Annotated in this window: 18 protein-coding genes; 5 read left to right on the top strand and 13 right to left on the bottom strand. The window is 39.9% G+C overall.

Annotated elements, in window-relative coordinates; all coding sequences use genetic code 11:
• Positions 1-21 precede the first annotated feature (21 nt).
• Complete coding sequence (locus BW139_RS06565; RefSeq protein ID WP_076919138.1) at positions 22-1,311, bottom strand: amidohydrolase; 1,290 nt, start codon at positions 1,309-1,311, stop codon at positions 22-24.
• A 333-nt stretch (positions 1,312-1,644) separates the two neighbouring features.
• Between BW139_RS06565 and BW139_RS06560 the strand changes: the two genes are divergently transcribed.
• Together BW139_RS06560 and BW139_RS06555 are read left to right on the top strand one after the other, a co-directional pair.
• Positions 1,645-2,703 carry a hypothetical protein gene (locus BW139_RS06560; protein WP_076919137.1) on the top strand — a complete coding sequence of 353 codons (1,059 nt, stop codon included), beginning with the start codon at positions 1,645-1,647 and terminating at the stop codon, positions 2,701-2,703.
• Between the two features lie 164 nt (positions 2,704-2,867).
• A complete protein-coding gene (locus BW139_RS06555) occupies positions 2,868-3,929 on the top strand; it encodes a hypothetical protein (RefSeq protein WP_076919136.1) in 1,062 nt (353 codons plus the stop codon).
• Positions 3,930-3,977: 48 nt separating this feature from the next.
• Here the strand turns inward: BW139_RS06555 and ttcA are convergent, their stop codons facing one another.
• From ttcA to ccoN, 11 genes are all read right to left on the bottom strand, one after another.
• Positions 3,978-4,892 carry a tRNA 2-thiocytidine(32) synthetase TtcA gene (gene ttcA, locus BW139_RS06550; RefSeq protein ID WP_076919135.1) on the bottom strand — a complete coding sequence of 305 codons (915 nt, stop codon included), beginning with the start codon at positions 4,890-4,892 and terminating at the stop codon, positions 3,978-3,980.
• A gap of 92 nt (positions 4,893-4,984) precedes the next feature.
• Complete coding sequence (uspE, locus tag BW139_RS06545) at positions 4,985-5,911, bottom strand: universal stress protein UspE (RefSeq protein ID WP_008468158.1); 927 nt, start codon at positions 5,909-5,911, stop codon at positions 4,985-4,987.
• 106 nt (positions 5,912-6,017) lie between these two features.
• Entirely contained in the window at positions 6,018-6,755 is a 738-nt protein-coding gene (locus BW139_RS06540; protein ID WP_008109801.1) for an FNR family transcription factor, read from the bottom strand.
• 42 nt (positions 6,756-6,797) lie between these two features.
• Entirely contained in the window at positions 6,798-7,469 is a 672-nt protein-coding gene (locus tag BW139_RS06535; RefSeq protein WP_076919134.1) for a sulfite exporter TauE/SafE family protein, read from the bottom strand.
• Positions 7,462-7,629 (bottom strand): cbb3-type cytochrome oxidase assembly protein CcoS, encoded by a 168-nt coding sequence (ccoS, locus tag BW139_RS06530; protein WP_008109812.1) that lies wholly within the window; start codon positions 7,627-7,629, stop codon positions 7,462-7,464. The genes BW139_RS06535 and ccoS overlap by 8 nt, the downstream gene beginning before the upstream one ends.
• Positions 7,626-9,998: a heavy metal translocating P-type ATPase gene (locus tag BW139_RS06525; RefSeq protein WP_076919133.1), complete on the bottom strand. Its 2,373-nt coding sequence runs from the start codon at positions 9,996-9,998 to the stop codon at positions 7,626-7,628. The genes ccoS and BW139_RS06525 overlap by 4 nt, the downstream gene beginning before the upstream one ends.
• An 8-nt stretch (positions 9,999-10,006) precedes the next feature.
• Positions 10,007-10,498, bottom strand: a complete 492-nt coding sequence (locus BW139_RS06520) for a FixH family protein (RefSeq protein WP_008109815.1) — start codon at positions 10,496-10,498, stop codon at positions 10,007-10,009.
• 149 nt (positions 10,499-10,647) lie between these two features.
• Complete coding sequence (gene ccoP / locus BW139_RS06515) at positions 10,648-11,682, bottom strand: cytochrome-c oxidase, cbb3-type subunit III (protein ID WP_008109816.1); 1,035 nt, start codon at positions 11,680-11,682, stop codon at positions 10,648-10,650.
• On the bottom strand, positions 11,679-11,864 hold the full coding sequence (locus tag BW139_RS06510) for a cbb3-type cytochrome c oxidase subunit 3 (protein WP_010389598.1): 186 nt from the start codon (positions 11,862-11,864) through the stop codon (positions 11,679-11,681). Before BW139_RS06510 ends, ccoP begins: the two co-directional genes overlap by 4 nt.
• A gap of 6 nt (positions 11,865-11,870) precedes the next feature.
• Positions 11,871-12,545 (bottom strand): cytochrome-c oxidase, cbb3-type subunit II, encoded by a 675-nt coding sequence (gene ccoO / locus BW139_RS06505; RefSeq protein WP_008109817.1) that lies wholly within the window; start codon positions 12,543-12,545, stop codon positions 11,871-11,873.
• A gap of 12 nt (positions 12,546-12,557) precedes the next feature.
• Positions 12,558-13,991, bottom strand: a complete 1,434-nt coding sequence (gene ccoN / locus BW139_RS06500) for a cytochrome-c oxidase, cbb3-type subunit I (protein WP_008109818.1) — start codon at positions 13,989-13,991, stop codon at positions 12,558-12,560.
• Between the two features lie 336 nt (positions 13,992-14,327).
• On the opposite strand from ccoN, the gene BW139_RS06495 reads away from it, so the two are divergent.
• The 3 genes from BW139_RS06495 (at position 14,328) to BW139_RS06485 (ending at position 19,692) form a co-directional block, all read left to right on the top strand.
• Positions 14,328-14,753 carry a hypothetical protein gene (locus BW139_RS06495; RefSeq protein ID WP_076919132.1) on the top strand — a complete coding sequence of 142 codons (426 nt, stop codon included), beginning with the start codon at positions 14,328-14,330 and terminating at the stop codon, positions 14,751-14,753.
• Between the two features lie 761 nt (positions 14,754-15,514).
• Positions 15,515-18,217 carry a TonB-dependent receptor gene (locus tag BW139_RS06490; RefSeq protein WP_076919130.1) on the top strand — a complete coding sequence of 901 codons (2,703 nt, stop codon included), beginning with the start codon at positions 15,515-15,517 and terminating at the stop codon, positions 18,215-18,217.
• A 107-nt stretch (positions 18,218-18,324) separates the two neighbouring features.
• On the top strand, positions 18,325-19,692 hold the full coding sequence (locus BW139_RS06485) for a hypothetical protein (RefSeq protein WP_008109821.1): 1,368 nt from the start codon (positions 18,325-18,327) through the stop codon (positions 19,690-19,692).
• Between the two features lie 42 nt (positions 19,693-19,734).
• Here the strand turns inward: BW139_RS06485 and BW139_RS06480 are convergent, their stop codons facing one another.
• Positions 19,735-19,989 (bottom strand): DUF3862 domain-containing protein, encoded by a 255-nt coding sequence (locus BW139_RS06480; RefSeq protein ID WP_076919128.1) that lies wholly within the window; start codon positions 19,987-19,989, stop codon positions 19,735-19,737.
• Between the last annotated feature and the right edge of the window lie 25 nt (positions 19,990-20,014).

Here is a 20,014-nt window from a genome sequence, read left to right as displayed (position 1 = left end):
TGTGCTTGTTGTGTTGAGTTATTATTGTAGGTAGTCAACGACCAGTTGAGATAATGATTCTACGCCAAGTTGTAATGCGCTTTCGTCAACATAAAACTGAGGTGAATGATTACTTGGTGCCGTTTTAGCGTTTTGATCTTTTGGAGTAACGCCTAAAAAGTAAAACAGCCCAGGGGTTTCTAGCGCATAATAACTAAAGTCTTCTGCACCGGTAATTAAATCTGTGGTAATAATGTTGTCAGCACCTGCAATACGGGCAAGTGTAGGGGTCATTTTTTGGGTCAGTGCAACATTATTTACTGTTACAGGGTAGCCGTGATCTATATGCACATCAGCTTTAGCCCCCGCGGATTCGGCAACCAGTTCAGCGGTTTTAGCTAAACGTTTTTTAATATCGGCGCGCATAGTTTGATCAAAGGTTCTAATTGTTCCAATTAGCTCGACGCTATCAGGGATTATATTTGAGCGTATGCCGCCATTAATCGCGCCAAACGAAATCACAGAAGGTGCTTTAGTTACATCAACTTGGCGTGAGGCGATTGTTTGAGTTGCCATTATAATTTGTGATGAAGCAACTATGGGATCTACGCCATTCCAAGGGCGCGAGCCATGGGTTTGACGACCCGTTACGTTAATTGTGAAAGAGTCTTCACTGGCCATTAGTGGCCCTTCTCTAAAGCCAATTTGACCAGTATTAAGTGAGCTGGTGACATGTAAGCCAAACACCGCTTCAGGTTTTTGTTTAAATAAACCTTCTTTTAGCATTAGCTCTGCGCCTCCTTCTTCTCCCTCGGGGGCACCTTCTTCAGCCGGTTGAAATACAAACAGTACCTCACCCGCTAACTGATCTTTTATTTTTACCAGTGATTCTGCTACGGCCATTAAAATTGCAACATGAGTGTCGTGCCCGCAGGCATGCATAACGCCTACTTCATTACCACGATAGGTTGAGGTTTGTTTAGAGGCAAAGGGTAAATCAACTTGTTCGGTAACGGGTAAAGCATCCATATCGGCACGAAGAGCGACTAAAGGACCTTTTTTACCACCGCTTAGTTTAGCCACAACACCGGTATGTGCAACACCAGTTTGCACTTCTAGCCCCAAAGATTTTAAATGGTTAGTAATGTACTTAGCGGTTTCAAATTCACGGTTACTAAGCTCTGGATATTGATGCAAATGCCGACGCCATGTAATGACTTTTTCACTCACGCTTTGTGTTGCATGTTCAAGTTGGGTGTTAATGCTACTAGCAAAACTAGGCGCTGAAATAGCAGTAAATAAAACACTGCCAAAAATTATTTTTTTTATCATTTTAATTCCTTGGTTTTCATCGTGTGTAATTAACTTACGCTATTACATCAATAAAAAGTAGTGTTGTTTAATAGTTAATCGCAGTCCAAGAAAAGTTTGTTGAAGCTGCTTAAAAAAGTATTTATTGCTATTTTGTTTAGCACAATAGTTTAGCGCTTTTGTCGTATTTTAGTGCAGATGTTTAGCTTTAACGGTGAAAATGATAACAAAATGTTGCATTTTCTGAGTTTGTTCCCAATACTGGTCAGTGCATTGCTTTTACCATGCACTGACAACAGCGTGAAATAAGCATTGCCAAACATAAGAAAAATATTCAATCAGTTAAGGATTAATATGAATAACACACACATATTTAAACGCGCGACTTTATTTGCAGCCGCAATAGGACTCTTAATGAGTTTTTCTGCGCTCAGTAAAGAGTATAAAGTAGTTTTAATTCATGGCTTGCAAGTATCTCAGCTTACTAATAAAGCAGGCAGTGATGTGATAAATGACGGTCAAAGTTATTGGCAGTCTTATTGGGTGAATCGTGCAGATGAGCGTATTGATTGGCCTGCATATGAGCGAATAGAAGGCAAAATTACCACAGATTGGGTATGGCCCAAGCTACAACAGATCTCTCGTTCAAATCTATGCGAACCAGGCTGTGTGTTTGTAACCCACTCAACCGGTGATTTAGTTGCCCGATATATTATAGATAACCAAGAAAACTGGCTAGAAAACGCGGGGCTAAAACCGCTTAATATTATAGCGACCTTTGATTTGGCGGGTGCTGGTGGCGGCAGTGAGTTAGCCGACTTAGCGGTGAGCGCGTTAAACGGCGCATCATGGAATTTTGCAGTTGATGCTGCATTAACATGGTGGCTAGGCAGTGAGGTTAATGAAGCGGTAGGTGTTTTACACGATTTGAAAGTTAATAATGCACGCAGAATTGCGCCATTACCTGATGCGCGCACACCACGATTACGTTTTGTGGCCGATGGTAATGCTTACTTAGGTTTAACGGCAGGCTTTTTACGTGGTAACGATGATTCGGTAGTCGCTACTCACTCATCATGTGGCGCAAGCTCGGTAAGCTCATTTGGTAGTTGTAGTGCCAATATTGACACCAATGGGCGTTTAACTTCACAAGGTGATGCTGTTAGTAGCTTTATGCCATACCATTATCCCTTAATGATGACTAATAGCTACAGCCATAACGAAATTCAACAAGCGCAGCGCCAAGGTAACGTAACGGTGGCGATGAATAATATTAGCGTAGCTGGTGATACATTAGGATATGAAACTGTAGATGAAACCACCGGTAGCTGGTTTTGGAAAAAACAATACCGTTATGTAAAAGGCTCTGATAATTTGAGTGCATCAGCACTTATATATAATGTGATCCCATAAATATGATTGTGCGTGCGGCTTTATATGCTGCACGCTTTTTATATTAATTCGCTTTATTCAGTGATTTATTTTTAAGTAAGAAAACCTGAATGCAAATAGCAACAGGTTATCGCTCTAACAATGATTAACTGCTATTGCGAATTGATGTTATAGGATAAATAACAATGAAAAAATCCTACGTTATTGCTTTAGTGATTATTGTTGCCGGCTTGATGTGGTTTTTAGGTCAAGGTAATGCTAGTTATTCAGCTTCGCAAACAACAGCTAAAGAGCATAATAAAACACCTGAACTTGCGGCTATGTCGGCAAAATCAGAGGTACCAGCAGTTAAATCAAGCATAAAAAAAGTGCCTGAAGAGCAGCATGAGTTTAATGAAGATATAGCTAAAGCAGCATCGGCGGTAGCGCAGCAATATCAGCAAAGCTTAGCATTTCCGCCATATTCGCAACCTTTAACGGTAAATGATGAAGACCGGCTTAAGCCAAATCAGTTTTTTCCGGTTACTAGCCCAGTGGGAGAGCAGGGCGGGGAGTTAACCTTAAGTTTATCTCAATATCGCTATGTCTACCCGCAAGCGATTAAATTAACCATAAGCGCACAAAATTTAGGTAAAGCACAGGTAACACTCAGTGATACTGATACTAAACAGCCGTTAAAAACACACAGCGGTGTTGCTCGTGACAATGAGTTGGCAATTACGTTTAAAGGTGAAGAAGATTTCCCTCGCAATTTACAATTATTAGTTGAGGCAGACATTGCGGGTAAAATGGTTCCTGTGGTGGCACAAATACAATATATGCCGCCTAGTGCAACCCTAACTAGCTTTGATAACGCGTATCCACGTAATGATAATATGATAGTGCCTGCTAACTTAACAGTGATAAAAAGTGGCTTATATCGCCTAAGAGCTAACTTATACAGTGGAACTTCGCCATTAGCACATTTAGTTGCTAAAGCACGTTTAAATGAAGGCAGCCAACAAATTGATTTTAAAGCGCATTGGTCTGTTTTGCCTAAGCAAACGAATGACTTACGGTTGAGGGACTTTGTTATTGAACGTATGTCGCCAAGCCCAGGTGAGCGTAACAGCTTTGGACAAAGTGAAATAAGTGAGTTTACTATTGAGGATTTTGCTTACGATAGCTTACAACAGCTGCCTTATCAGGCGAATAAACAAGAAATGCAGAGTTTAGAGTTTTTACAAGGATTAGCTGCCGGTAAGTAGCAGCATAGAACAGAGTGTAGGGTTTGCATTACTGTAAACCCTTAAAAATTAGCTTAAATTAATAGTAACTACATCTGCTTGGTTTGTTTCATCTTGTTCAGGATTAACCGGCGCTTTTGGAATATCTGGTTTATCTAACGCAATGTCGCCACCATCAATAACGTCACCGGTTTGCAGATTTGCAAAATCAAACAGTTGGTTATCAGCTAAATGCGAAGGCACAACATTTTGCATGGCAGTAAAAATACTTTCTATACGCCCAGGGTGCTCTTTATTCCATTGTTCTAGCATGTTTTTAGTGTGCTTACGCTGTAAGTTTTCTTGTGAGCCACATAAGTTACACGGAATAATAGGGTAGCCTTGGCTAAATGCGTATTGGCTAATATCGGCTTCTTTACAATATGCTAATGGGCGAATAACCATGTGCTCGCCGTTATCACTCATTAGCTTAGCCGGCATACTTTTGAGTTTGCCACCGTAAAACATATTTAAAAACAAGGTTTCTATCATGTCATCGCGGTGATGGCCTAAAGCTATTTTTGTGGCTCCTAGCTCTTTAGCGGTGCGGTACAAAATACCACGACGCAGACGAGAGCAAAGTGAGCATGTTGTTTTACCTTCAGGAATAATATCGGTAACAATACTGTAGGTATCTTCTTCGACAATTTTATATTCAATATTTAAGTTATCAAGGTATTCAGGCAGTACATGCTCAGGGAAGCCTGGTTGTTTTTGGTCAAGGTTAACCGCAAAAAGCTCAAACTTAATAGGGGCAACCCGCTGTAAATGTTGCAGCATATCGAGCATAGTATAACTGTCTTTGCCGCCCGATAAGCACACCATAATACGGTCGCCTTCTTCTATCATGTTAAAGTCCATGACAGCTTGACCTGTGAGGCGGCGTAAACGCTTTTGAAGCTTATTTAAGTTGTGTTGAGCTTTGGCTTGAGCAGAATGAGACACTACGCCCCCTTATAAATAGTACGGCAAAATTAATTGCTAAAAATAAAGGGGCGTATTATATGCCATATGTAATACCACAGCTACAGCAAACGTTAACTTTCTGCAAGGGGGCTTACATAGCCGTCAGGTTTCAATGCAAGTACATCACAATCAAGGCTGTCAATAACATGCTCAGCGGTGTTACCTACTAATGCTGCACTTAAGCCGGTACGTCCCACAGTGCCAATAACCACTAATTCACTATTTAAACGTTTAGCAACATCTGGTATCACATCTTCTGGCAAGCCTTCTTCTATAAAGCACTGCTCAGAGGTTAAGTTAAACTCATTAGCTAGTTCATTAGTTGACTCAATATGATGTTTTTTAACTGATTCGTTGTAAAGCCCGGGGTTAAACTCAGGAATTTCTATGGCAATATTTACCGGTGTAGCAGGGTAAGCATTGACTAAGTTAAGTTTAGCATTAGCGAGTTCACATAAAAACTGTGCATCTTTAATAATGCGCTTATTAAGTGATAGGTGCTGTTCATTTTCACTGACTGCATTTACGGCAGCTAAAATATTACCTTGTGCTGGCCATTGCATATCTTTTACAAATAATACCGGCGTTGGACACTTTCTTACTAAGTGCCAGTCTGTAGGAGTAAAAATAACCGCTTTTAGTGCGCCGTGTTGATGCGTACCTTTGATAACTAAGTCGTATTTATCATTGATAACGGTATTAATTATTGCCTCGTATGGGCGATTATGCCAAATAACTTGCGTATCAATATTAATATTTTGATAAGGAGAGACCAGATCTTTAAGCCATAGCTCGCGATCTTTGAGGACGGCTTGACGCATTGCTTCACGTTCATCGCCTGATAACATAGTGGTCATTTCGTAAGAAAAATCGTAAACCGTCATAAAGGCGGTAATGCTCGCACCCGATTTTTTGGCTAAATCTATTGAACGCGCGAGGGCATTTTGATCGTCTTTAGTTGGGTCAATAACCGCGATAATACGTTTAATCGTTTCCATTGTGCTACTCCATTCACTTAACAGTTATATATTTAGTGTAACGCAAATACACAACAGTTAAAGGGGTAGCACTAAGATTATTGTTCTATATCAATTTATTGATCTATTAACGGGGTTTTACAATCGCAGCGGTTTTCGCAAGCGCGTCATTATCTAAAATAGTAATAAACTTACCTTCTACTTTGATCAAATCTGCTTTTTGAAAACGGCTCAATAAACGGCTAATGGTTTCAACAGTTAAACCAAGGTAGTTGCCAATTTCACCGCGAGTCATAGTAAATCTAAATTCTTTACGTGAAAAACCACGTTCACCAAAACGCTCTGATAAATTATAAATAAAACTCGCTAGGCGTTCTTCGGCAGACTTTTTATTAAGTAGTAGCAGCATTTCTTGATCGTAGGTTATTTCACTACTCATTAAGCGCATAATTTGTTGGCGTAGCTTAGGCAGTTTACCAGCAAGTTCGTCAAGGGTATCAAAGGGGATTTCACATACCATTGAGGTTTCTAGTGCTTGAGAAAAGCTTTGATGCTGCATTTTGTTAATGGCATCAAATCCAACAAGGTCGCCAGCTAAGTGAAAACCGGTAATTTGTTCATCGCCTTGCTCAGACAAGGTATACGATTTAAACGAGCCTGAACGAACCGCATAAATTGCATTTAAAGGCGCGCCTGATTCAAATAAGTAGTCACCTTTGTGTAATGGTTTTTTTCGCTCAATGATCTCATCAAGTTTATCCATTTCTTGGCCATTTAAAGAAAATGGTAAACATAACTGGCTAATACTGCAGTTATTACAGCTAATAGCACAATTACCTTTAGCACGACTTTGAGAAAAATCCATAAGTTCAATCCGTTAAATTTCTATGCACGACATTTATCAATGTTAATGCACTAGCTTATCTGTTGCAATGATCAGAAGGTAGATACCGTACCAAATGATAACACTGCCTAATGTTATTCGTGTCCATGGGTGGTTAAAAAGCGTATTTAGCTTTTGTGCAGCCACACCTAAAGTGATCATGGCAGGAAATGTCCCTAGGGCAAATGCCAGCATAACCAAAGCACCATTGAGGGCGTTGCCACTGGTCATTGCCCAAGTAAGTGCAGAGTATACTAAACCGCACGGTAACCAGCCCCATAACGCGCCATAACCAAGGGCTTTTAAAGGCGAATCAATGGGTATTAAATATTTATTAAGTTTAATTAAGTGCTGCCAAATAAGGGTTTTACCCAGTTTTTCAAGCCACTGTAAGGTGGCGGCTATGCGCATAATATAAACGCCGACCAGTAACATGAAAATACCAGCTAAAAATGACAAAAATAATGAAAAGGCAGAGTTTTGCGTGGCAAACTGGCTACTAATACCCGCAACAAGGGCTCCTGCTAGCATATAACTTAAAGCTCGACCGCTGTTATAAGCAACAGAATATAACCATGTTTGACGTTTATTGCTGGCAAGTTGTAACGAACTGGCAATCCCGCCACACATAGCAATGCAATGACCACTGCCAATTAAGCCCATTAAAAAAGCACTAACAAATATAGGGTCAATCATTACTTTTATTGTGCTGCTCTTTGTCGTCTTCAAACAAAATGCTGTGGCCTTGCTTGTTTAAATCAGAGAATTGCTCGCCTTTTACAGCCCAAAAAAATACGCCAATTGCAATTAATACAAACAAAATAGCAATAGGAACTAAAATATAAATTATGCTCATAACTTTAATAGCCTTAGTGAATTACATATCACAATAATTGAGCTGGCAGACATACCAATAACCGCCATCCACGGCGCAACTAAGCCCATAGCAGCAAGCGGTAATATTGAGCCATTATATAATAAAGAAAGTGTTAGGTTTTGTTTAATTATACGTCGTGTTTGCTTGGCAACGGTTAATAAATGCGAGATGGAGGCTAAGTCACTGTTAAGCAATACAACATCGGCACTGTTTTTAGATATATCGGCACCGGTTTCCATGGCGATAGATAAATGGGCACTGGCAAATACTGGGCTGTCGTTTACGCCATCACCGACCATAGCAACAATTTCACCTTGCGATGACCAGTGATCAACGGCATTTTGTTTATCTTTTGGACTGCAACTGGCTTGCACTGAGTTAAGCTTTAACTTTTTAGCGACTTTGGCACCCGCATCAGATGCATCACCAGTTAGCATATGGCAACTAAGGTTAGCCGCTTGTAAAACATTAATTAGCTTATCGGCATCGGCTTTAACTTTATCTACAAAGTAAAAGCGTGCAACAGCCTGCTTGTTTATGTAAAGCGTGGCTTGTGCGTTGGTTTTCTTTGTATCAAACCAACCACTTTTACCAATAGCGTAATAGGTATCATCAAACTGAGCGCTTATCCCAATGCCTGGGTGGAGTTGTACATCGTTAAATTTACGTTGCCCTTTAAACTCCTTAAATGCACTGGCAATAGGATGTTCAGAGTAACTTTCAAGCTGGGCTGCAATATCAAGAATTTGCTCTTTGCTGTAGTTATCATCAAGTATGTCAACCACGTCTAGGCTAAACTTACCTTGTGTAAGCGTACCTGTTTTATCAAAGGCAAATAAAGTGAGCTTTGATAGGGTTTCGAGCACATGCGCTTGCTTAATCAATATGCCTTTGCGGGTTAAGGTTGCTACAGCACAGGTTAATGCGGTTGGAATTGCTAAACTTAATGCGCACGGGCAGGTGGCTACTAACACCGAAATAGTGATCCAAAATGCAACGTCAGGATCTACCTGATACCAACCAATCGCAGTTATGGAGGCAAATACCAGTAATACAGCAACAAACCACTGCGCCACTTTATCGGTAATTTCAACCAGTCTTGGGCGTTTTGTCAGGGCATTATGTTGCAGGCGAATAATTTGATTAAGCAGGGTGTTTTGGCCTAGCTTATTGATTTTTATTTCAATTATACCATCATGATTAACCGTGCCTGCATATACGTTATGATCAATATACTTTCGTACTGGTTGATGTTCGCCGGTCATCATCGACTCATCAACACTGGTACTGCCTTTAACTAATATGCCATCAGCAGGAATGGTTTCGCCTGCTTTTATTAACACAATATCGTTAAGTTTGAGTTTTTTGGCGGCAATGATGTGCTCATTACCGTGTTCATCGAGCGTACGCGCAGTAAGGGGTAACAACTTTTGCAAGTTAGCAGTAAATTCACTGGCTTTTAAACGCGCTCTAAACTCTAAGTATTTACCTAATAAGAGTAAAAAGGTAAACATACAAATAGATTCAAAGTAAACTTCGCCTACTTCCATTACTGTGGCATAACAGCTAGCGCCATAAGCACCAAAAATAGCCAATGATACTGGTAAGTCCATATTCAGCTGTTTTGCTTTTAAGCCATTAATTGCATTACTTAAAAAGGGCAGGGCGCTGTATAGAATAACGGGGGTGGCGAGAATTAAACTGATCCATCTAAAGTACTGTTCAAAATTGCTGTCCATTCCAGAGAACATGCCAAAGTACATTGCAAAGGCAAACATCATCACTTGCATGGTCATCAAACCTGCAACACCGAGACGACGAATATACGCTTTGGCAGTTTGCTGTTTTTGCTGGGCTTCTAAATCTGATTGGAAAGGGTACGCTTTATAACCTATTTCAGCCAGTGAGGTAATTAGCTCACTTAAAGGCGTGGCGCTTTTATCCCAGTGGATCATGGCACGATTCGTTGAGGTATTTACATCAACGCGTTTTACTGATTTAAGGTTTAATAATTGTTTTTCAATAAGCCAAGCACAGGCAGCGCAAGTTATACCTTCAACACTCAGTAGTACCTCAGAGCTGTCGTTATGGGTGCTAATAAACTCATCTTGAATATCTTCATTGTCATAGCTTTTAATAAAAGCGAGCTGTTCAGGAACCAGTTGTTCTACTTTACCAGCGCTAACAGTGCGGTATTTGTAGTAATCGGTCATTCCTTGGTCAATGATATTCTGTGCAACAGCCTGACAGCCAATGCAACACATTGGCTGAGATGTATTGTCTATAACTACATGTGCGCTAAACCCAGCAGGCACACTTTCAAGACAATGAAAGCAATTTTTAGACATACTAAATACTACTTATAGTTAGGAGTAACTAAAACGGTGGTTGTGGTTGGTAAAGTGACACTTTCTTTCATTTTCCAACTAGCATCAACGGGTTCAATAAACACTGAGTAAGCACCAGCCGTGTAGCTTTCTAATAATGCAGTAAACTCTTGGTTTGCATTAGGCGTCAAGGTTGCTTCAAAATCGTGGGCTTTAATAGTACGGTGGAAAAATGACAATTTTAGTGCGTGGATGTTGCTCGTATCGCCTTTAGTAAATTTAAAGCTTACTCGCTCATCAGATACATTTAGGTCACCATGCAGATACAAGGCTTTTGCTTTATCAAACTTGATTAGTTCTAAGTTGATTGCTTTGCCTTTTTTATAGTAATCGTCCACAACCATATCTGGGCCGTTACCAATGGCTGTAATAAATAAACTAATGCAGCCAATAATTGCAGCTAGAGGGAAGAAGATTAAAAACCAAGGCCAAAAATTTTTATACCACGGAGTCGGTTGCATAGTTGCTCTAAAATTGATGAATGTGCAGCTATATTATAATAAATAAAAGAAAAAGACTAAAAAAAAGCCTCCGAGTGGAGGCTTTTTTGATCTGTATTAATCTATTGAAATAAAAAGATTAAAACTGAAACGTTTTGTTAACTTTATCGTTATTTTTCTTGCGATAAGCTGTAAACGTAAGCAGTTAATAGGTGAATTTTGTCTTCGCCTAAAATCTCTTTAAATGCAGGCATTACACCAGCACGACCGTGGTTAAGTGTTTCTTCAACAGCACGTTGAGAACCACCGTATAACCAAATGTTATCAGTTAGATTTGGTGCACCAAACGGTAGGTTATGCGCAACTGAGCCTTTACCATCTGCCCCATGACATGCTGCACACATAGCGAACTTCGCTTTACCTGCCTCAGCGTCTTTTTGGTTAACAGTACGACCAGAGAGGCTAAGTACGTAAGCGGTCATTTCTTTAACGCCTTGCTCGCCTAATGCATCACCCCAAGGCGGCATTGCTGCAACACGACCTAAAAGTAATGTTTCTCTGATTTTGTCAGGCGTACCGCCATATAACCAGTCGTTATCTGTTAGGTTAGGGAAGCCAGTACCACCACGAGCATCAGAGCCATGACATTGCGCACAGTTTTGAGCAAATAAGCGTTGACCAATTTCAACTGCTAATTGACCCTGCGTTTGTTCATGTTTAGTGCCATTTTCAAGAGCGATTTGCTGAGCTGCATCACCCGCTAATTTAGAGTCAACTAATTCTAAAACAGGGGTTTTTGCCAATTCATTAAAAATCGGACCAAAACGCTCTTCAGCAGCGCGGTATTCTGCATCTAGCTTTACAAAGCGGCCATCTTCTTTAGCATCAATGACTGCTTCTTTCGATTCAGTTAAAGAGGTAACACCTTGATTTGAGCTAGTCCACTTTGCCAAGCCTTCCCAATTACCTAAACCTGGGTAAGCTGCTAGGTAATAAACAGACCATACAAACGTTGCGAAGAACATGTAAGTCCACCATTTTGGTAGTGGATTGTTTAATTCTTCAATGCCGTCAAACTCATGTCCACAGCTTTCACCTTCTTTTACGCCTACATAGTTTTTTAAGTTCCAAACTAGTAGACCAAAGATAATGATTAAGCATGCAAGGGTTAATACAATAACCCATATACTCCAAAAGCTAGTCATTTCTCAGACCCCTTTTCCTCGTTAGAGAGTGTATTGTTGTGTTTTTTTTCATCTTCAAAGATGACATTAGCAGCGTCTTTAAAACGACTTTTACTACGCTTGCTATATGCCCATCCAACAATCACAATAAATAATACTAAAATTACCAGAGTCAAAATGCCTCTGTATGTCCCGTAGTCCATAATAATCTACTTCAAATGTGTGCCAAGTTGTTGCAAATAAGCAATAAGGGCTTGCATTTCTGTTGCACCTTTACCGTCATTCATTGCGTCAACTTTAGCAATGTCAGCGATTAATTCCTCGTCACTGCCATAACCTAAACCCGGGTGTTTTGGGTTTTCTGGGTTAATAGCAAACGTGTCACGGAAAATTTGTAGCTTTTTCAGAGTTAAGCTTGTATCAAGCGTGTTCTCTGCTAACCAAGGGAAGCCTGGCATATTCGACTCAGGAACCACAGCACGTGGGTCAACTAAGTGCGCATAATGCCAGTCATCTGAGTAACGTTTACCTACACGTGCTAAGTCAGGACCAGTACGTTTAGAACCCCAAAGGAATGGGTGATCCCATACTGACTCACCCGCAACCGAGTAGTGACCGTAACGCTCAACTTCATCACGAAATGGACGAATCATTTGTGAGTGACAGTTAGCACAGCCTTCACGTACATAGATGTCACGACCTTCAAACTCAAGCGCGTTTAATGGGCGTAACCCATCAACGGGTTTAGTTGTGTCGTCTTGGAACATTAGCGGGGTAATTTCTACTAATGCACCAAAGCTGATTGCGAAAACAGTCAAGATAGCCATAAGGCCGATGTTTTTCTCGATAATTTCGTGTTTATTTTGCGAATTTTTATTGCTCATTATCTGACTCCGTTATGCTAACTGCGCTTGTTCATCAAGTTCTAGCGAGTTATTTTTCGCTGAAACTGTACGATAAACGTTATAAGCCATAACCAGCATACCTGCGACGATGAATACACCGCCTAAGAAACGCATAACATAGAAAGGATGAGAGGCTTCTAACGACTGAACAAAGCTGTACATTAATGTACCGTCAGAGTTAACTGCACGCCACATTAGGCCTTGCATTACACCTGAAATCCACATTGCAACAATGTATAAAACAACACCCACTGTGTGTAACCAGAAGTGTGTATTGATTAATTTAATGCTGTACATACGACCTTGCGAGAATAACGCAGGGATAAGGTGGTAAATAGCACCAATAGAAATCATTGCAACCCAACCTAATGCACCTGAGTGTACGTGACCTACAGTCCAATCTGTGTAGTGCGATAACGCATTTACAGATTTAATTGCCATCATTGGGCCTTCAAATGTCGACATACCGTAGAAAGACAATGAAACAACTAAGAAACGAAGTACCGGGTCAGTACGTAGCTTATGCCATGCACCTGAAAGCGTCATAATACCGTTGATCATACCACCCCAAGACGGTACAAATAAGATAATAGACATCACCATACCTAAGCTTTGCGTCCAATCAGGAAGCGCAGTGTAGTGAAGGTGGTGAGGGCCTGCCCAAATGTAAAGCGAGATAAGTGCCCAAAAGTGAACAACCGATAAACGGTATGAGTAAACTGGACGACCCGCTTGCTTTGGTACAAAGTAATACATCATACCTAAGAAACCAGCAGTAAGAAGGAAACCTACAGCGTTGTGTCCGTACCACCACTGAACCATTGCATCAACCGCACCGGCGTAAATTGAGTATGATTTGGTTAGTGAGACTGGAACAGCCATGCTGTTAACAATATGAAGTACTGCAACAGTAATAATGAAACCAGCATAGAACCAGTTAGCTACATAAATATGTGCTACTTTACGTTTAGCAATGGTGCCCATAAAGACGATAGCGTAAGTTACCCAAACAACAGCAATTAAGATATCGATAGGCCACTCAAGTTCTGCATACTCTTTAGAAGTAGAAATACCCATTGGTAAAGTAATGGCTGCAAGAACAATAACTAACTGCCAACCCCAAAAGGTAAAGGCGGCTAATTTATCTGAAAGAAGGCGCGTTTGACATGTACGTTGTACGACGTAATAAGACGTCGCAAAAAGAGCACTTGTACCAAATGCGAAAATTACTGCGTTCGTGTGTAACGGACGAAGTCGAGAGTAAGTTAACCATGGTGTGTCAAAGTTAAGTGCTGGCCAAGCTAGTTGGGCAGCAATTAGAACCCCAATACCCATGCCAACGATGCCCCAAATCACTGTCATAATAGCGAATTGGCGTACAACTTTATAATTGTACTCAGTTTGTGATGCTACTGTTTGGCTCATTTTCTGGCTTCCGCTGCAATAAATGCGTTTAGAAATGAATTACCCACTTGTTAAAGTAGGACCTACTATTATTCCAAAGTATACTATCTAAACCCCACAATATGTGGTTTTAAAGATAATAATCTCAAGAAATACTTGTTTTTTTTGCGGTTGAAATGATAAATTTTTTGGCCTTAAAAAGATAGGTCAATTGCGTAATAATATGACATCAATCAAACTTTATTAAGTTGCTGTCTATTTTTTGAGGTGATTTGTACCTTACTCGCTCACTAAAGCCGATAATCAACCAACTTGCCCTAATGATGGGCTCATATATTAAATATTTTGAGAACCTGCATGTATATGTACAAAGTGTGTTTACTTTCTTTTCTATTATTTTTACTAGGCTGTGACTTTTCTGGATCAACAACACCAAAAGTAAGCCAATCACAAACCGAGTGTACAAATAGCACCCCCTGTACTTTTGCAAATCAAGTTAAAATTTGGCTGAGCGAGACAACCCTATTACCGGAAACACCGTTTTCAATTTATGCACAGTTACCGGCTGGCGTAACAATAACAGCGGCTAAGTTAGAGGGAGTAACTATGTATATGGGTTACATTCCGGTGCAGTTTACTAAAGAAGGTAATATTTGGTTAGCAAATACTATGGTTGGGATTTGCTCAGAACAAAATATGGTATGGAAATTAGTACTCACTACAGTTGATACAAACACCGCCACAAGCGAAAATGTTGAATACTTTTTTAACGTTACCTATTAAAGATTTTCTATTCAGGTGCGGCTTTTAACTGTGCCATTCCCATAGCATTATAGTGGCAAAGCAAAAGATTACCTATCTCACACTCAATAGTTATCTGCAGTTAAAGCACGTCAGTTAAAATAACCCCCCCTAGCAGAGCACAAGAAACCTATTTATCTTCAAGTTTAATAGCTTTAGTGCTGATGGGCTTACTTATTCAATTGTGCTCATACATGCAATAAAGTACCCATATCATTTATAGGTGGGTTTATCTAATGGACCCACTTTGATGACAGTTTTTGCTTTAACTTGTAACCAGTCTGAAACTCTCAATACACATAAAATTTGCATGATTAAAACTTATAACAAAAAATTTCAGACTAAATAAACAATCTCCTTGCATAAATATGGTTAGTAATTAACACCTAGTTTTACCGTTTTAATAACGAGCTGTGATTAACATGTTAACTTTCCTATTTAAGGCACATTATCCCGATAGTTACATTTAATTACAAACTCTACCTATTTGATTTCACCTGTGTTTTTTATGTGATTTGATTTGGTTTAGTGTATGATTTATATGTGTTTTTATTCATTAACAATGAAACATGCTGTAACCTTTGTTCCTTTCGTGGGACGCCCTAATTTGTGTAGATTGTAAAGCACTCACCTGTTAAGTTTTCGTTCAGTTAAAGGCGCCTAAGTTGCTCCCGCTCACTCAAAATTCTCATAAAAGTGGGCATTACCAATTCAGGTAAATTTTCAACAAGTAGGGTTCATCCATGAAAAAATCAACTCTTGGTTTAGCTGTAATTGCAGCAATCCCAATGTTCTCAAGTGTTCAGGTTTTAGCTGCAGACGAAGCAGCAAAGTCAATTGAAAAAATTCAAGTAACGGGCTCTCGTATCAAGCGTTCAGATATGGAAAACGCAAGCCCAGTTACACTTATCGGTGCTGATGACATCCAAGCTATGGGTGCAACAAGTATTGATAGCGTTTTACAAAAAATGACCGCTACAGGCGGTGCAATGACCAACCCTGGTGTTAATAATGGTTCAGGTGGTAATGCACGTATCGATTTACGTGGCTTAGGTGCTAACCGTACATTAGTACTTGTTAATGGTCGTCGTATGATTGCATCAGGTACTGGTGCAGCATCAACGGTTGATTTAAACACCATTCCAGTTTCAATGATTAAGCAAGTAGAAGTACTTAAAGATGGTGCATCTGCTGTATACGGTACTGATGCGGTTGCAGGCGTAGTAAATATTATCTTAAAAGATAATTTTGAAGGTCTAGACATGAACGTCAACACTGCAATTACAGGCGAAGGCGACGCAACAGAAAATTCTATAGATTTCACTGTAGGCAGCTCATTCGACAAAGGTAATATTGTTATCGGCATGCAGTACACTGACCGTGGTAAAGCATCTCAAGCTGATCGTGATTACTCAAACTGTCCAATTGCTGAAGGTGCAAACGGCTTATATTGTACAGGTTCTTCATACAATGAAGGCGGTCATATTTGGAACGGTAACGGTGAAAAAGGCACAACTGTAAACGCTAAAGGCGAAGATACAACAGTTTCTCTTATCGATGATAATGGTGTAACAGGGCGTGGTGGTGATTACCATCGTTATACTAATGAAGATGCTTATAACTACTCACCAGCAAGCTACCTTTACACGCCAATGGAGCGTTTAAACTTAACAGGTATCGCTACATACGAACTATCTGATGACACAAGCGTATTTGCTGAATTTACTTATACAAAGCGTTGGTCAGAGCAGCAAATGGCACCACAGCCAGTATGGTTTGATTTTGAGTACAATACAGAGAATATGGGTGACTCACTATTAACTCAAAGCTATGATAATCGTGTTGATTTAAATGGTGACGGCTACTTAGATAAAGATGCTGATGGTAACTACATCACACAAGAAACGAATTACAAAAATGGTGATGCAATTTCTTACGGTCGTCGTATGTCAGACACTGGCGCGCGTTACTTTGAACAGTCAGTTGATACTGTTCGTGCTGTAGTAGGTGCAGAAGGTTTTGTGGGTGATTATTCTTGGGACGTATCAGCTAACTTCGGTCGTAACGACTCAGTTGATAAGTTAAGTAATCTTCACAACATGGGTGCCATTCAGGATCAAATCACTGAAGGCAAATTCAACCCATTAGATCAAGCTGCATGGGTATCTGAAGATTTCCGCAAAAATGTTTACACAGAAGTTAACAACGGTGGCAGCCAATTATTCATATTAGCAGCGTCTGTTTCAGGTGAAATGTTTGAATTACCAGCAGGTTATGCTGCATTTGCAGCGGGTGTAGAGCGTCGTCAAGAAAAAGCATGGTTTACGCCAGATTCATTAACAGCGCAAGGCCTTGCAAACGACCCAATGGTTGAGCCAACTGCAGGTGGTTTTGATGTAAACGAAGCCTATGTTGAGTTCGCTATTCCTCTACTAGCTGATGCACCTCTTGCACAAAATGTTGAGCTAAGCGCAGCAATTCGTGCATTCGATTACAGTACATTTGGTTCTGATGAGACATGGAAACTAGGTCTTACTTGGAAAGTAAATGATGAATTAATGTTACGTAGTGTTGTTTCAACAGCTTTCCGTGCACCAACGGTTTCTGAGTTATATTCAGGTAATTCACCATCGTTTGATCAAATTGATTTCCCAGGTGCACAAGAACAAGCAGAAGTAACAGTCGGTGGTAATGATGCATTAACACCAGAAGAAGCTGATACTTTAACTGCCGGTATTGTTTATGAGCCACAGTGGTTTGATGGTTTCTCAATGACACTTGATTACTATGAGATTGACATTGAAAATGCGATCACACAAGTTGATAGTCAATACATTGTTGAACAGTGTCTAAATAACCCAGCAAATTCTAGCACAGCACTTTGTAAGTCAGCGGGTGTTTCAATGGATGCAACTGGCCGTGTTAAATTTAATAACCAGTTACAAAACGTAGGTTCTGAAAAAACATCGGGTGTTGATTTAAACCTAGCATACAGCTTTGAAGCTGCAGGCTTTAACTGGAAAGCAGGCTTAGACACAACATACTTAGAAGAGTATGTAGTTGCAGTAACGGGTTCTCCAGTTGATTACGCCGGTGTAATTACTTCTGGTACTGGTGGTTATGCAGATCTTAAGTCAAACCTAACAATTAATGTGTCAGGTGACAACTGGGATGCACAATACCAAATGCGTTACATCGCGGGTATGGATAGCTACGCATGTCTAAATAAAGACACGTGTTATGCACCTACAACACCATCAGTTATCTACAGTGACTTGAGTGGTAGCTACCTAGTAAACGATACTGTTTCTCTTTCAGCAGGTGTAAACAACTTGTTCGATAAACAGCCTCCTTACTACACTGGTAACAACGACTCAAACACTGACCCGTACACTTACGATGTGTTAGGTCGTCGTTTCTTTGCAAGCGTAAACGTTAAATTCTAATTTTAACTAATTAGAATTGCTAAAAGGCCTAGTTTTTACTAGGCCTTTTTTGTTGAACAAAATTAAAGAGGCACGTAAACTTGAATATCAGACCCTAGGAGGCATCATTGTTAAAGCAAGACGAAAATTTATCGTTTGTTATTGAACCGCAATTATCACCGCGTGCAGAGCAGCGTCTCGATCTCTATTTTTCTATCCCAAACGAGATGGGTATTAATGCACAAACCCTTAGCGAAGAGTCTTACTTTAATAACCAATTTAAATCTTTTGTAGCCTACAACGCTAATAATATCCACCTTCCATTGGTACGAAGCCGCTTTGTGAGTAAAAACAAAGGTGAGCAACAAGACTACCGACAAAATCTAAATTTATATTGTTATCAAGTACGCCTTGCTATTGATGCTGATATTAAAGATGCGTTAAAAATTCAAGAAAGTGATGAATTTTACCAACGTGCAATGGAGCTTTGCGAGCAAAGCCAAAGCCTACTTCGAAAACTCAGACGTTACACCCCAGATAACGAAAAGTTGATCCCGTTTTATACTAATGCTGATAACTACCTAAGCTGGCAAATTGAACAAACGTTTTTAAAGCTGCTTGATGAAGGCCCGCGTAGTAGCGATCACGCTAAAGAGCGAAATGACTTACTAAACTTTTGCAAGTCAGAGAGTGAGTATCGAGCAGAGCAGCAATATAATTCTGACTCAACGCTTAAAGATGCCAACAGAATTACTAATAAGATGCGTTTACTCCAGCGTTTAATAGAGCATGGAGTGATTTTACAGCGCCAAACACGCTATCTTAATAGCTATTTAAAACGTTTGGTAAAAGGCTCTGTAACGGCTGTTATAATGGCCTTTGTGATGGTGGTAATACTCAATGCGCGTTCTACCTTTACTGAAATAACCGCCTCATTGATTTTAATTTTAGGGGTTATTTACGGGCTGAGAGAAATATTTAAAGAAGATATTACCCGTATTATTTGGCGTGCTATTGTGCGAGGGCGGCCAAAATGGCGGTTTATTTTTAAAAACAGCATCACAAAAGATAAAGTGGCGAGCCAGTTTATTTGGTTAGAATACACCCGGTTTAAAAAAATCCCTAAAGAAGTGAGAAAAATTTTCTCCAAGCGTCGTCAACAAAATAAACAGGCGGCACAATGGCTGCATTTTGCTAGCGAAACACGGGTCAGTGCTAAAGAATTTTTGCCAGGCTACGATAGCTTGCAGCAAACACTGCAATTTAATCTTGCGCCATTTGCACGTTATTTAAAAAAGGGGGAGGGGAAACTCTACCATTTAGAAAATAATAAAATTTCTAAACAGGGAGTCGAAAGACGCTACCAATTAAATATGGTATTAGTTCTAACCGAATCTGATAATGCACTGTATCAACGCTACAAAATCACTTTAAATCGCAGTAAAATTGTCAATATAGAGCTGATTTACACCAGTGACGCTAAAAAAGAGGAATAACACACGTTATTCCTTTATTGCTTAACCTTAACCTTAACTAGCTTACTTATCTGTTAGCCCTTTTTTGCTGTATAGCGTTACTTTGTCTGATACTAAGGTAATTTCGATGTTTTTAGCGTCATCACCCCAAGTACAGCTAGTATGCAGTGTTTTTTCTACACAATTATCAGCACTACCTAAAATGGCTTCAACTTCAGTTTTGTCCATTCCGATTTTAATTTTTTCGTAATTTTCCAAGCTTACTTTCGAACAAGCCGCAAGAGTCAGTGCTGCAGCAATTATTAGTAGTTTTTTCATTGTTATTTTCCTTTGAGTAAATACC

Origin of the sequence: Pseudoalteromonas sp. SK18, assembly GCF_001974855.1 — a bacterium.
GTDB lineage: Bacteria > Pseudomonadota > Gammaproteobacteria > Enterobacterales > Alteromonadaceae > Pseudoalteromonas.
Note: the sequence above shows the minus strand (reverse complement) of the source record. Positions and strands in the feature narration are given on the sequence as shown.